This is a genomic window from Pseudomonas sp. PB106, assembly GCF_009764645.1.
In the GTDB taxonomy this organism is placed as follows: domain Bacteria; phylum Pseudomonadota; class Gammaproteobacteria; order Pseudomonadales; family Pseudomonadaceae; genus Aquipseudomonas.
Genome location: NZ_RWIM01000178.1, coordinates 1 through 15,117, shown reverse-complemented (window position 1 = coordinate 15,117; position 15,117 = coordinate 1). Strand labels below are relative to the sequence as shown.

Below are 15,117 nucleotides of genomic sequence, written 5' to 3'. Positions count from 1 at the left end.
AAAAGATCGCAGCCTGCGGCAGCTCCTACATAAGAGCGCGTTTTCTGTAGGAGCTGCCGCAGGCTGCGATTTTTTCAATGGCGTTCAGCCAGGAAGGTAAACAACACTTGCGTCACAAACTCGGGGTTCTCCAGATTGGAAATATGCCCCGCCTCCGGCACCAGCACCCACGGGCAACCAATCAACTCGGCCATTTCCTTGGCTTCCGACGGTGGCCGTGGTTTGTCCTGATCGCCGCAGACCACCAGCGTGGTCGCGGCACTCAGTTCGCTCAGACGCGGCAACACGTCATCCCGGCCAAATGTGATGCGCCCCATCGGCACAATGCTTTCGCGTAGCTGATCGGCGGAGTAAGCCGCCAGTTTGGCGCGGAAGTCCTGATACAACGCCGACTGCGGATCAATGCCCGGACGGAAGAAAATCGGCACGACGATATCCAGCAACTGTTCGGAGATTTCGCCGGTGTCTTCGATTTGTTTGAACAGCGAGAAGTAGTACTGACGGGTGAGTTCCGGTTCGACGCCGACGTAAGTGTCCATCAGTACCAGACCATTGATCCGCTGCGGTGCCGACAGCGCCAGACGCACGCCCCACATGCCGCCAACCGACAGGCCAACCAGCGTGACCTGATCGATGTCCAGATGATCGAGCAGGGCCTGCGCCTGTCGGGCAATGTCATCCAGTGATGTGGTGTTTTGCGGCAACTGGCCGGATTCGCCATGCCCCCACAGGTCAAGCGCAATCACCCGGTAGTGCGGCGATAACGCGGCGATCTGCGGCGCCCACATCGTCTGATCCCACAAGTAACTGCCAGCCAGCAATACTGCCGGGCCAGTGCCTTGATCAATGTAATGCAGTGCTTGTCCGTCAACCGTGAAAAAAGGCATCGACCATCCTCGCGACAAAAAACAGAACCGGCAGACTGAGCTGCCGGTTTCTGATCGTCAATCGAGAATTGTCTGCAAATGTGCCGGTTTAAATCTGTTGAATTCACTGACGCCATCGCTGGCAAGCCAGCTCCCACAGTGTCCGAAGGTGTTCACAAGTTTTGTGTTCACATCAGGAAATTGTGGGAGCTGGCTTGCCAGCGATGGGGCCAGTGCAGACGCTAGAAAATCAAAGCCCCTCCAGCTCCGCCATCAAATCATTCAACCGATCAACCTTCTCTTCAGTGATATCACTCGCCGCCAGTCCATCAATGTATTCAGCCAATTCCTCCACCGTGCTGCACTCGAACATCGCCCGCAGCGGCACGTCGCGTTGCAGGGATTTCTGCACCCGCGAAGCGATCTGCGTGGCCAGCAACGAGTGTCCGCCCAGCTCGAAGAAGTTGTCGCGGACGCCGACCTGCTCGACCTTCAACACTTCGGCCCAGATATCGGCCAACGTCTGCTCCAGTTCATTGCGCGGAGCCAGATAATCCTGGCTCTGCAACTGGCCGATTTCCAGAACCGGCAAGGCTTTGCGGTCGAGTTTGCCGTTGGCATTCAGCGGCAGCTGATCGAGCCACAACCAGTGCAGCGGCACCATGTATTCCGGCAGTTCGGCGCGCAGTCGCTGCTTGATTCGCTCCAGACGTTCGCTTGGGTTGAGTGCCGAATCCGGCGCCACCAGATAGCCGACCAAATGCTTGCCATTGACGCCTTCCTGCACACCCACCGCGCCATCGCGCACTTCCGGCTGTTCATGCAGGCGCGCTTCGATCTCACCCAGTTCGATGCGGTAACCGCGAATCTTCACCTGATGGTCAACCCGGCCGACGTACTCCAACACGCCGTCACTGCGGCGCCGGGCCAGGTCACCCGTGCGATACAGACGCTCGCCCGGCGCACCGAACGGGTTCGGCACAAACACCGGCGCAGTGCGCAACGGATCGCTGACATAACCGCGACCGACGCCCGTGCCTGCGACGCACAACTCACCCACCGCACCCAACGGCACCAGCTCCAGCGCGCCATCGACCAGATAGAGCAAGTTGTTGTCGGTCGGCGTACCGATGGGCAAGTAACTGCCGCGCGTCGAGGCCATGTCGACACGGAAGAACGCCACGTCATCCGAGCACTCCGCCGGACCGTAAGCGTTGACCAGGCCGATGTCCGGGTAACGCAGCAGCCATTGATGCGCCAGTTTCGGCGGCATGGCTTCACCGGTCGGCAACATCCAGCGCAGACCATCGAGGCTCAGTCGCTCCGTGGCGAGCATGCCCTGAATCAGCGATGGCACGCTTTCCAGCACGGTGATGCCCTGCGTCTGCACGTGCACCAGCAAACCTTGCGGATCGTGGGCGATGGTATTCGGCACGATGTCCACCCGCGCGCCGAACAGCGGCGCGGCGAGGAACTGCCAGACCGAAATATCGAAGCTTTGCGATGCGGTCTGGGCGATCACGTCGGCGTCGCTCAAATTCAAGTACGGCAGCTTGCTCAACTGGTTATTGAGCATGCCGCGCTGTTCGACCATCACGCCTTTCGGCAGGCCAGTGGAGCCCGAGGTGTAGATCACGTAAGCGAGGTTGTCCGGGCCGCTGTAAATACCCAAGTCCTGCGCCGATGTCGCCGCTGCCTGAATCTCTTCCCAAACCAGCAAGCGCGGGCGATTGGCGCAGCTGAACTCATCCAGCAAGGTCTGCGCTTGTTCAACGCAGGCTTGAGTGCACACCAGCACCGGCGTGCGGCTCAGTTCGATGATGCGTTGCAGACGCTGACTCGGCAGGCCCGGATCCAGCGGCAGATAACCCGCGCCGGCCTTGAAGCTGCCGATGATCATGCCGAGCAGATCGAGATTTCGTTCGCCGAGCAATGCCACCGGTTGATCCATCTGCACCCCGGCCGCGACCAGTGCGTGGCCGAGACGGTTGGCGTTGTGGTTCAGCTCGGCATAGCTCTGTTGCTGATCAAGGTACGTCGCGACGATGCGTTGCGGATGCGCGGCAACCTGCGCTTCGAACAGCGCAACGTAGCTCTGCTCCAGCGGATAGTCGTGGGCGCTCTGGTTGCAACCGTGCAGGAGGAAATCCTCTTCCTCGGTACCCAGCAGCGGCAGATCGGCCATGTCGCCATGGAAACCATCGACCAGCGCCAGCAGCAGACGCTTGAACTCGCCGAGCATGCGCTCGATGGTCGATTCGTCGAAGTAACGCTGGTCATACGACAGGTGCAAGCCGAGGTCATCACCCGGGTAGCACACCGCCGTCAGCGGGAAGTTGGTGTGGGTACGACCTGAATCCGAGGTCGCATTCAGACTCTGCGCACGATCGAGCACCGAGACTTCCACCGGTGCGTTTTCGAAGACGAACAGGCTGTCGAACAGCGGCTGGCCTTTCGGCAATTCGCTTTGTTCCTGGATGTTCACCAGCGGCAGGTATTCGTACTCGCGAAGCTGCATGTTGCTGTCGAGCAAAGCGCTCAGCCACTGACGCACGCTGCTGCGCTGATCGTCCGCAGGCATCTTCACCCGCAGCGCAATACTGTTGATGAACAGGCCGACGGTGCGTTGCATCTCTGGCATGTCCACCGGGCGACCGGCCACGGTCACGCCGAACAGCACGTCACGATCACCGCTCATGCGGCGCAGCACCAAGGCCCACGCCGCTTGGGCGAAGGTGTTGATGGTCAGTTGATGGGCCTGCGCCAGTTCACGCAGACGCGCACCGTCCTCGACGTTGAGGCGAGTGTAGCGGTCGCCAACGATCATGCCGCCGCTTTCGCCGGCATGTTCGCGCAGGAATGGCCGGTCGCTCGGGATCGGCGTAGTGCGCTCGAACCCTTGCAGGTTCTGCTGCCACCACTGGCGCGCTTCGGCGAGGCTCTGGCGTTGCAGCCAACCGATGTAATCGCGATAACGCGGCGGCACGGCGAGTTGCGCTTCACGACCCTCGCCCATCGCGGTGTAGATCTCGAAGAAGTCGTTCATCAGCAGCGAACGGCACCAGGCATCGATGAGGATGTGGTGGTTGCTCATCATGAACCAGTACCGCGCCGCGCCGACCTTGATCAGGCGCAAGTAGAACGGTGCCTGATTGAGCAGATCGAAACCGGCCTCACGCTCGCTTTTCAGGAGCGTTTGCAGCTTCGGCTCCTGCTCGGTTTCAGCAATGGCGCTCCAGTCCAGATACTCGATCGGCGTGCGACCCGGCGTGTGAATCACTTGCAGCATGTCTTCGCCGACGTTCCAGCAGAACGACGCGCGCAGCGCTTCGTGACGGGCGATCACCGCTTGCCACGCCTGGGCGAAACGCTCGGCGTCGAGTTCGCTGTTGATGCGGTAACGATCCTGCATGTAGTACAGACCGGTGCCCGGTTCGAGCAAGGTGTGCAGCAACATGCCTTCCTGCATCGGCGTCAGCGGATAGACGTCTTCGATGTGCGCGGCGGGCACCGGCAAGGCATCGAGTTGTGCCTGAGTCAGATGCGCCAGCGGGAAGTCCGACGGCGTCAGCCCACCGGCGTCGTCTTGCAGGCAATGGCCGATCAGGCTTTGCAGCTCACCGAGGTAGGCATCGGCCAGATCGTGGATGGTTTGCACGTCGTAACGCTCGGCGCTGAAGGTCCAGCGCAGCAGCAGTTCACCGCCGTAAACCTGACTGTCGACGCTCAACTCGTTCGGCAACGGCGCCTGCGGATCGTGGGCGGCACCGACCGGCTCATCCAGCGGACGGAACAGCGCATCGCTGCCGAAGCTCTGGTCGAACTGGCCGAGGTAGTTGAAGGTGACCGGCGCATTCGGCAGCGCCGCCATGCTGCGCTGGCTGAGGTCATCGGCCAGATAACGCAGCACGCCATAACCGAGGCCTTTGTGCGGCACCGCGCGCAGTTGTTCCTTGATCGCTTTGATCGAAGCGCCCTGCCCGGCGGCTTCTTCGATGTTGTGCGGGGTCAGGCGCAATGGATAGGCGCTGGTGAACCAGCCGACGGTACGGGTCAGGTCGATCTCGTCGAACAGGGTTTCGCGGCCGTGGCCTTCCAGTTGAATCAGTGCCGATGGCTGCCCGCTCCAACGGCACAGCACGCGGGCCAATGCGGTTAACAATAGATCGTTGACCTGCGTGCGATAAGCCGCCGGCGCCTGTTGCAGCAGCTGTTTGGTGTGCTCGGCATCGAGGCGCACGCTGACAGTTTGTGCATGACGATTCTGCTGGCCGCCCTGCGGGTTTTCGCACGGCAGTTCGGCGCTCGAACCGGCCAGTTGGGTCTGCCACCAATTGAGCTCTTCGCGCAGGGATTCGCTGCCAGCGTAGGCCTGCAAACGCGCGGCCCAATCCTTGAAGGCACTGGTTTTCGCCGGCAGTTTCACCGCTTGCTCGGCGTCGAGTTGGCGATACACGGTTTGCAGATCGTCGAGCAGAACCCGCCACGACACACCGTCGACCACCAAGTGATGGATGGCGATGAACAAGCGTTGCTGACCTTCAGGGCCATCGACCAGCACCGCACGCACCAGCGGGCCTTGCTCCAGATCGAGGCTGCGCTGGGCGTCGGCGAACAGTGCCTCGCACTTGTCCATCGAGGTCACGCGCACTTGCCACAACACCGCCGCATCGGAAACGGGTTGATGCGTTGCTTGCCATTGGCCGTTGGTCTCGCTGAAGCGCAGACGCAAGGCATCATGCTGCTCGATCACCGTCAGCAGCGCCTGCTCCAGACGATGCGATTCGAGGGTCACGGTCGGTTCCAGCAACAGCGCCTGGTTCCAGTGCTGACGCTCAGGGATTTCCGTGTCGAAGAACCAATGCTGAATCGGCGTCAGACGCGATTCACCAGCGACCAAGCCTTGCTCCGCCGTCACCTGTTCGGTGCGGCTGGCCACAGCGGCGAGGGTCTGCACGGTTTGGTGCTGGAACAGATCGCGCGGGCTGAAATGAATGCCCTGCTGGCGCGCACGGCTGACCACTTGAATCGACAGGATCGAGTCGCCGCCGAGTTCGAAGAAGTTGTCGTTGAGGCCGACCTGTTCGACGTTGAGCACCGCGCACCAGATCTGCGCCAGGGTTTGCTCCAGTTCGTTGCTCGGCGCGACGTAGTCCTGACGATTCAACTCCGGATCCGGCGCCGGCAAGGCGCGGCGGTCGAGTTTGCCGTTGGCGGTCAGCGGCATGCTCGCCAGCAGAATCAGGTGCGTTGGCACCATGTAATCCGGCAGTTGTGCCTTGAGGTGCGATTTGAGCGCGTCGCGCAGTTCAGCCTGTTTGGCTTCGCTGTGCTCGGCGACCTCGGTGACCAGATAGCCCACCAGTTGTTTGCCGCTCGGCGCATCGAGTGCGAGCACCACGGCTTCGCGGATCGAATCATGATCGAGCAGGCGCGTTTCGATTTCGCCCAGTTCGATCCGGAAACCACGGATTTTCACCTGATGGTCGATCCGGCCCAGGTACTCGACCAGACCATCGGCGCGTTGGCGCACCAGGTCACCGGTGCGGTACATGCGCCCGCCGTCGGTGGCGAACGGGTCAGCGATAAAACGTTCGGCGGTAATGCCCGGACGGTCGTGATAGGCCTGCGCCAGACCGGCACCACCGACGAACAATTCACCGGTCGCGCCTTGCGGCACCAGCGCCAGATCGGCGTCGAGAATGTACGCAACACGCGCGCCGATCACGCTGCCGATCGGCACACTGCCGGCGCCCTCTTCCAGCACCTCCGGCGCCAGACTGGCCAACGGCATCACCACGGTTTCGGTCGGGCCGTAGGCGTTGAAGAACACCGCCGGTTTGAACGCTGCACGAATCCGTTGCAGATGTTCGCCGGTCAACGCTTCGCCGCCGGTGATGATCATCCGCACCGGGAGGATTTCGTTCTGCGTCGAGAGGAACTGCGCCAACTGGCTGCCATAGCTCGGGGTGAAACCGAGTACGTTAATTTTATGCGTGCGGATCAGGCCGCAGATTTCTTCCGCGTCCCACTGACCTTGCGCACGCAATACGACCTGCGCGCCGCTGAGCAACGGCACCAGCAGACGCTCGGTAGCAGCGTCGAAGTTGATCGAATAGAAATGCAATTCGCAATCGTCCGGGCGCATACCGAAACGCTCGATCACCGCTTGGCAGTGCATGGCGATTTCGCCGTGGGAGACCACCACGCCTTTCGGCTTGCCGGTCGAGCCCGAGGTGTAAATCAGGTACGCCTGATGCTGCGGCAGGCTGATAAACGGCAGCTCGGTGGCCGGGTAAGCGGCGAGTGCCGCGCGGTCCTCTTCCAGACACCAACGCGCCACGCTCGGCGGTAGATCGCCGAGCGCTTTGAACATGGCGCGATCACTGAGCAGCAGACCGATGCGGCTGTCTTCGATCATGTAATGCAGACGGTCGAGCGGGTATTCCGGGTCCAGCGGCACATACGCGCCGCCAGCCTTGAGAATCGCCAGCAGGCCGATGACCATTTCCAGCGAACGCTCCAGCGCCAGACCAACCCGCACTTGCGGGCCGACGCCACGCTCACGCAGCGCCCAGGCCAGGCGATTGGCGCGGGCGTCGAGTTCGGCGTAGCTCAGGGTCTGCCCGGCGAAGGTCAGGGCCGGCGCGTCTTTGCGCGCCAATGCCTGCTCGGCGAACAGATGATGAATGCACTGATCGAGACGATGCTCGCCCGGCTCGATGCCGAGGCTGTCGAGCAGTTGCTGTTGTTCCGGTTGATCGAGCAGCGGCAGTTCACTGAGGCGCTGTTGCGGATCGGCGATCAACGCTTCGAGCAGGTTGCGCCAATGTTTGGCCATGCGCGCGATGGTCGGCTCATCGAACAGATCGGTGCTGTACGTCAGGCAGCAACCGAGGCGATGGTCGAGGTCAGTGACTTCCAGGTTGAGGTCGAACTTGGTCGCCCGCGCATCGTTGGCCAGGTATTCCACGGTCATGCCGGCGAGCCTGCGGCTCTGCTGGAATTCCCAGCGCTGCACGTTGCACATCACCTGGAATAGCGGGTTGTACGCGGCACTGCGCGGCGGCTGCAAGGCCTCAACCAGATGATCGAACGGCAGATCTTGATGGGACTGGCCTTCGATCACGGTGTGGCGCACCTGGTCGAACAATTCGCCGACCGACATCATGCCGTCGAGCTGGCAGCGCAGCACTTGGGTGTTGAGGAATGCACCGATCAGCCCTTCGCTTTCCGGACGGATGCGGTTGGCCACCGGCGCGCCGATGCGTAGATCGGTCTGGCCGCTGTAGCGGTATAGCAGCGTGGCGAGCGCGGCAGTCATGGTCATGAACAGGGTCAGACCGTTTTGCGCATTGAACGCCCGAACCCGTGCGGCGAGGTCGTCGCTCAGATCGAAACGGAACAGTTCACCCTGATGACTTTGCACCGGCGGACGCGGACGGTCGCCGGGCAATTCCAGCAGCGGATGTTCACGCCCAAGTTGCGCGGTCCAGTAGTCGAGTTGACGCTGACGCTCGCCGGATTCCAGCCAGTTGCGCTGCCAGACGCTGTAGTCGAGGTATTGCACCGGCAGCGGTTGCAGCGGCGAATCGCGATCATCGACAAAAGCTTCATACAACGCGCTGAGTTCACGGGCGAAGATATCCATCGCCCAGCCTTCGGTGACGATGTGGTGCAGGGTCAGGACAAAGTAATGCTCCTGCTCGGCGGTTTTCACCAGACAGGCGCGCAGCAGCGGACCGCTTTCCAGATCGAACGGCAGATGCGCTTCTTCATCGGCGAATTGCTGAACCTGTTGCTCGCGCAGATCGGCAGCAGTCTTCGAGAAATCTTTCCAGCCCATGCGCACGCCGGTTTCGGCATGCACCTGCTGACGGGCGATGCCGTCGACACTCGGGAACGTGGTGCGCAGGGTTTCGTGGCGCAGGATCAGCGCTTGCAACGCGGCCTCGAAACGCTCGACATGCAACACGCCACGCAGGCGCGCCATGCCGCCGACGTTATACGCCGGGCTGTCCGGCTCCATCTGCCAGAGGAACCACATGCGCTGTTGCGAGTACGACAACGGCACCGGTTGGCTGCGGTCGACCTTGTCGATTGGCGGCTGTTTGTTGGTGCGGCCGCTGACTTGAATCAGACGGATCTGCTCGGCGAAATCACCGAGTTCGCTGTGCTCGAACAACGCTCGCAACGGCAGTTCGACGTCGCAGGCCTGACGGGTGCGCGAGATGATTTGCGTGGCCAGCAGCGAGTGGCCGCCGAGGGCGAAGAAGTCGTCGCGCAGACCGACTTGCGCCAAGCCGAGCACTTCGCGCCAGATCGCGGCGATCTGTTGCTCAAGTTCAGTGACTGGTTCGACGTGTTCACGTACTTGCCATTGCGGCTCGGGCAAGGCGCGACGGTCGAGTTTGCCGCTGGGGCTTAGCGGCATTTCGTCGAGGCGCATCAGTTGCGCCGGGACCATGTATTCCGGCAGTTCGTCGGCCAATGCGCTTTTCAGGCGAGTGATTTGCGCGTCGTGGTCTTCGTTGGCATCGGTCGTGGTGAAGTAGCCGATCAATTGCGCGCCGGCAGCGGTTTCGCGCACCAGCACCGCGGCTTGGGCGACGCCGTCCTGGGCGAGCAAGCGCGCTTCGATTTCTTCCGGTTCGACGCGGAAGCCACGCAGTTTGACCTGCTGATCGAGACGGCCGAGGTATTCGATCACGCCATCGGATGTCCAGCGTGCGCGGTCGCCGGTACGGTACAAACGCGCGCCCTGTTCGCCCAATGGATCGACCACAAAGCGTTCAGCGGTCAACGATGGCCGACCGAGATAACCGCGAGCCAGACCAATGCCGCTGATGCACAGTTCACCCGGCACACCGGCCGGCACTGGATTGAGATCGGCATCGAGCACGCGGCAAATCACGTTGCCCAGCGGACGGCCAATCGGCGAGCGTTCGCCATCGGCCGTGGTGCAATGCCAGTGGGTGACGTTGATCGCGGTTTCGGTCGGGCCGTAACGGTTGTGCAATTGCACCGCTGGCAGTTGTGCGAGGACGCGGTTGCGCAGTTCGGCGGGCAGCGCTTCACCGCCGGAGAATACCCGGCGCAGGCTGGTGCATTCGGCGCTCAGCGGTTCATCGATGAACAGCGAGAGCAGCGGCGGGACAAAGTGCAGCGTGGTCACGCCGTAGGCTTGAACCAGTTGCGCAATGCGATGCGGGTCGCGGTGTTCCCCGGGGCCGGCGATCAGCAGGCGCGCGCCGGTGATCAGCGGCCAAAAGCACTCCCACACCGACACGTCGAAACTGATCGGCGCCTTTTGCATCAGCACATCGGTTTCATTCAGGCGATAAGTGTTCTGCATCCACTGCAGACGTTCGGCCAGTGCCGCGTGGGTGTTGCCGACGCCTTTCGGCTGACCGGTGGAACCCGATGTGTAAATCACATAGGCGAGGTTGTCGCCGTGCAGGTGCAGGCCCGGTGCCTGGCTCGGCCAGTTTTCCAGGTGCAACGCGTCCATGGCGATGATGCTGACGCCGTCGCTGGCCGGCAAGCGACCGAGCAATTCGGTCTGGGTCAGCAGCAGTTCGACGCCGCTGTCGCGGAGCATGTAGGCGAGGCGCTCGGCCGGGTAATCCGGGTCCAGCGGCACATAGGCGCCGCCGGCCTTGATGATTGCCAACAGACCGATCAGCAATTGCGGCGAACGTTCGGCGGCGATGGCCACGCAAACGTCCGGGCCGACGCCTTTGTCGCGCAGGTAATGCGCGAGGCGGTTGGCCTGGCTGTGCAATTCAGCGAAGTCGAGGCTGCCTCCGTCCCACACCAACGCGGTGCGTTCCGGGGTTTGGCGGGCCTGTTCGTTGAGCAGTTCCGGCAGCCATTGTTGCGCCGGAGTGCACGGTGCGACGCTCCAGTTTTCTTGCTGATCGTGCTCGCCGACGGTGAGCAATTGCAGATCGCCAATCGCTTGTTCCGGATGCTCGCAGACTTCACGCAACAGGTTGCTGAAGTGTTCGGCCAGACGTTCGATGGTCGCGGCGGCGAACAATTCGCTGGCGTAGTCGAACGACAAGGTCAGGCGACCGTTACGGTCTTCTTCGCTGTGCAGTTGCAAGTCGAACTTGGCTTCGCGGCTGTGCCACGGCAGCTCTTCGGCGAGCAGACCCGGCAGGCGTTTGAGCGCACTCAAGTCGCGCTGTTGGTGGTTGAACATGACCTGGAACAAACCCTGTTCGCGGGCCTGCGGAAAGGCTTCGAGCAATTGTTCGAACGGCAGATCCTGATTCGCCTGCGCGCCGAGTGCGGCCTGTCGGGTCTGGGCCAGCAGTTCGACGAATGACAGGCGTGAATCAATCTCGGCGCGCAGCACTTGGGTGTTGATGAAGAAGCCGATCAGGCCCTGGGTTTCCAGGCGCGGGCGGTTGGCGTTCGGTACGCCGATACGGATATCGCGTTGACCGCTATAGCGATGCAGCAGGCTCTGGAAAGCCGAGAGCAGCAGCATGAACGGCGTCGATTGATGCGCCTGCGCGGTGTTGCGGATCGCATCGCTGAGGCCCACGCCCAGACGCACGGTGTGGCGGGCGGCGCTGTGAACGTGTTGAACCGAACGCGGGTAATCAGTGGCCAGTTCCAGCGTTGGATGTTCGTCACCCAACTGCGCTTTCCAATACGCCAGTTGCCGTTCGCCCTCGCCTTGCGCCAGCCATTGGCGCTGCCAACTGCCGTAGTCGGCGTATTGAGTTGGCAGCGACGCGAGGCTGGCAGTCGCGCCTTGCGAAGCGGCGGCGTACAGGCGCGAGAATTCGTCGATCAATACATTCAGCGACCAGCCGTCGGCGATGATGTGGTGCATCGTCACCAGCAGTTGGTGATCTTCGTCGTCGAGGCGCACCAGCGTCACCCACAGCAGCGGACCTTTTTCCAGGTCGAACTGGGTGCGTGCTTCATCTTCGCGGATTTGCAGGGCGCGGGCTTCGCGCTCATGGGCCGGCAGGTCGCTGATGTTGATCAGTTGCAGGTTGAATTCAGCGGCGGTATCGACGTGTTGCAGGGCCACGCCGTCACGTTCGAAGAAGCGTGTGCGCAGGGATTCGTGGCGCTCGATCAGTTGCTGGAAACTGGCGCGCAAGGCGTCTTCGTCGAGCTCGCCGCGCAAGCGCAGGCCGCCGGGAATGTTGTAGGCGCTGCTTTGCGGGTCGAGTTGCCAGGTGATCCACAGGCGGTTTTGCGCCAGCGATTGTGGCATAGGCTCACTGCGCGACAGCGTGGTGATTGCGCCTTGGGCACTGCCGCCGTCCTGTTGCTGTTGCGCCACGGCTGCGGCGAACTCAGCCAGCGTCGGCGCTTCGAACAGCAAACGCAGGTTCAGCTCAAGGCCAAGCTCATCGCGAACCTTGGCAATCACTTGCGTGGCGGCGATCGAGTTGCCGCCAAGAAGGAAGAAGTGGTCGTCGGCGTTGACCTGTTTGACGTTGAGTTGCTCGGCCCAGATCTTGCCGATCAAGGCTTCGAGTTCGGACGCGCTGGTGGTTGCTTGTTGGATTTCGGCTGCCGCCGACGGGAACACCGCGTAGCTATCGAGGCTGCCATCGGCCAGACGATTGCGGCACGCCGAGCGCTGCAATTTACCGCTGGAGGTTTTCGGCAATGCGCCCGGATTGAGCAGTACCACCACGCTCGGCGCTTGCTGATAGGCCTCGGCCACCGCTTGGCGAATGGCTTTGATCAACGCTTCCGGCGGCAGGATTTTCTGCACGCTGCGGCTGATTTCCGCAGCGATGCCGATGCCCTCTTCACCGTTCTGGCTGACGGCGAATGCAGCGACGCGGCCCTTGCGCACCACTTCCACTTCGTTCTCAACGGTCTTCTCGATGTCCTGCGGATACAGGTTGTGACCGCGCACGATGAGCATGTCTTTCAAGCGACCGGTGACAAACAGTTCGCCGTCACGCATAAAGCCTAGGTCGCCGGTGCGCAGCCAGGTGCGGCCGGCGTGCTGGACGAAGGTCTTGGCGCTGGCTTGCGGGTTGCGCCAGTAACCGAGGGCGATGCTCGGGCCGGCGGCCCAGACTTCGCCGACAGCGTTGTCGGCCAGTTCTTCGAGGGAATTAGGTTCGACGATCAGCACCGCGTGTTCCGGCTGGCTGATGCCGCAACTCATGATCGGGCTACCCTCGCCCGGCTGGACGCGATTTTGCGCCAGCGCCTGATCATCCACGCGCAATGCCGGGATGCCGGTACCGCGTGGAGTGCCAGCGACGAACAACGTCGCCTCGGCCAGACCGTACGAGGCCATGAAATTGTCGGCACTGAAACCGCACGCGGTGAACTTCTCGGCGAAGCGTTCGAGGGTGTCGAGACGGATCGGCTCGGAGCCGGAATAAGCCACGCGCCAACGGCGCAGGTCGAGACGTTCAAGCGCCGATTCGCTGACCCGTTCGCTGCACAAGCGGTAGGCAAAATCCGGCCCGCCGCTGATGGTGCCGCCGTATTGGCTGATCGCTTCGAGCCAGCGCAATGGACGGCCAAGGAAATATGCCGGCGACATCAGGACGCACGGCACGCCGCTGAAAATCGGTTGCAGCAGGCCGCCAATCAAACCCATGTCGTGGTACAGCGGCAACCAGCTGACGATGACGTCGTCCGGGTTCACATCGATGCCGAAACCGTGACGGATCAGCAATTCATTGGCGACCAGATTGCCGTGGCTGACCTGCACGCCTTTGGGCAGCGCGGTCGAGCCCGAGGTGTATTGCAGGAAGGCGATGTGGTCTTGCGGCAGGTTCGGTTCGATCCAGCGTTCAGCGAGGGCGCTGTCGAGGGTGTCGACACACAACAGCGGCGGCGCGCCTTCGATCTGCTGCAAGGCATCCCGCAGGTCAGCGCTGGTCAGCAGCAAGCGTGGCTCGGCGTCGGCGATGATCGACAGCAGACGCTCCTGATGGTGACGACGGGCGGACTCCGGTGGATAGGCCGGCACCGCAATCACGCCTGCGTACAGGCAACCGAAGAACGCCGCGACATAGTCCGGGCCGCTGGGAAACAGCAGCACTGCGCGATCGCCGAACTCCGCCTGAGCCTGCAGCGCAGCCGCAATGGTGCGCGCGCGTTCATCCAGTTCGCGGTAACTGAGTACCACAGCCTGCTCTTCGTTTTCGGCGAGAAAACGCAAGGCCAGTTGATCCGGCGTCAGGGCCGCGCGGCGCTGGAGGGCTTGGACCAGGGTGCTGGGGAGTTCGAACGCGTCGGTCATGGGGTTTCCTGCCTGAATTCGGCTTGCGAGGGGAATCGGGTTGCTGTGTCACGCCCTTCAAGGGCATGCAGGGCGCGGTCTACGCCGACCGCGCAAGGCACTGGAATGCTGTCTGGCCGGGACTCGGTACCCGGAACCATTCACCAATGAGAACGGATGACGTCTTGAAATAATTAGTCGGCAGGCTGGATCGCCAATGGGGCCGGGGTGTGGCGGCGTGTCGCAGTTCTCACAACGCACCGATTTGGATCATTAGTTCTTTTTCTCATTTGACAATCATTATCATTCAACATAATTTGTCGCTCGATGTGTAGGACGCCCCCCTCCCCCAGGCGTCCCACAAACCTATTGGCAGCAAGGTGATTTCCATGACGGAACAAGTATCCACAAGCAGGTGCGATTCACCGCTACTTCAGGCATTCGTCGAAAATCGACTGATTCTGGTCAAGATTGCAGCCCGCATTACCGGCTGCCGCTCGCGTGCCGAAGACGTGGTGCAGGATGCGTTTTTCCGACTGCAGTCGGCGCCACCGATCACGTCGTCGATCAAGGCGCAATTGAGTTATCTGTTCCAGATCGTGCGCAACCTCGCCATCGATCACTACCGCAAACAGGCGCTGGAACAGAAATACTCAGGCCCTGAAGAGGAAGGGCTGAACGTGGTCATTCAGGGTGCTTCGCCGGAAACCTCACACATCAACTTTTCGACCCTGGAACACATCGCCGACGCACTGACCGAGCTGCCGAGCCGCACTCGCTATGCGTTCGAGATGTACCGTCTGCACGGCGTGCCGCAAAAGGACATCGCCAAGGAACTCGGCGTGTCGCCGACCCTGGTCAATTTCATGATTCGTGATGCACTGGTGCACTGCCGCAAGGTCTCGGGCAGTCGCCGGGATGCGGTGATTGCGGGTCGTCGCTGAGACCGCGTCGACAGATAGAAAAAGATCGCAGCCTTCGGCAGCTCCTACAGTGGAACGCATCCCAAATGTAGGAGCTGCC

General features: G+C 61.8%; 3 protein-coding genes. 1 reads left to right on the top strand and 2 read right to left on the bottom strand.

The genetic code is table 11. From position 1 onward, the window contains the following. Window positions 1-74 precede the first annotated feature (74 nt). Entirely contained in the window at window positions 75-887 is an 813-nt protein-coding gene (locus EJA71_RS22840) for an alpha/beta fold hydrolase (RefSeq protein ID WP_158959776.1), read from the bottom strand. A gap of 229 nt (window positions 888-1,116) precedes the next feature. Continuing rightward, complete coding sequence (locus tag EJA71_RS22835; protein ID WP_158959775.1) at window positions 1,117-14,115, bottom strand: non-ribosomal peptide synthetase; 12,999 nt, start codon at window positions 14,113-14,115, stop codon at window positions 1,117-1,119. Window positions 14,116-14,483: 368 nt separating this feature from the next. Between EJA71_RS22835 and EJA71_RS22830 the strand changes: the two genes are divergently transcribed. Then, complete coding sequence (locus tag EJA71_RS22830; RefSeq protein WP_122591893.1) at window positions 14,484-15,038, top strand: RNA polymerase factor sigma-70; 555 nt, start codon at window positions 14,484-14,486, stop codon at window positions 15,036-15,038. The last annotated feature ends 79 nt before the right edge of the window (window positions 15,039-15,117 follow it).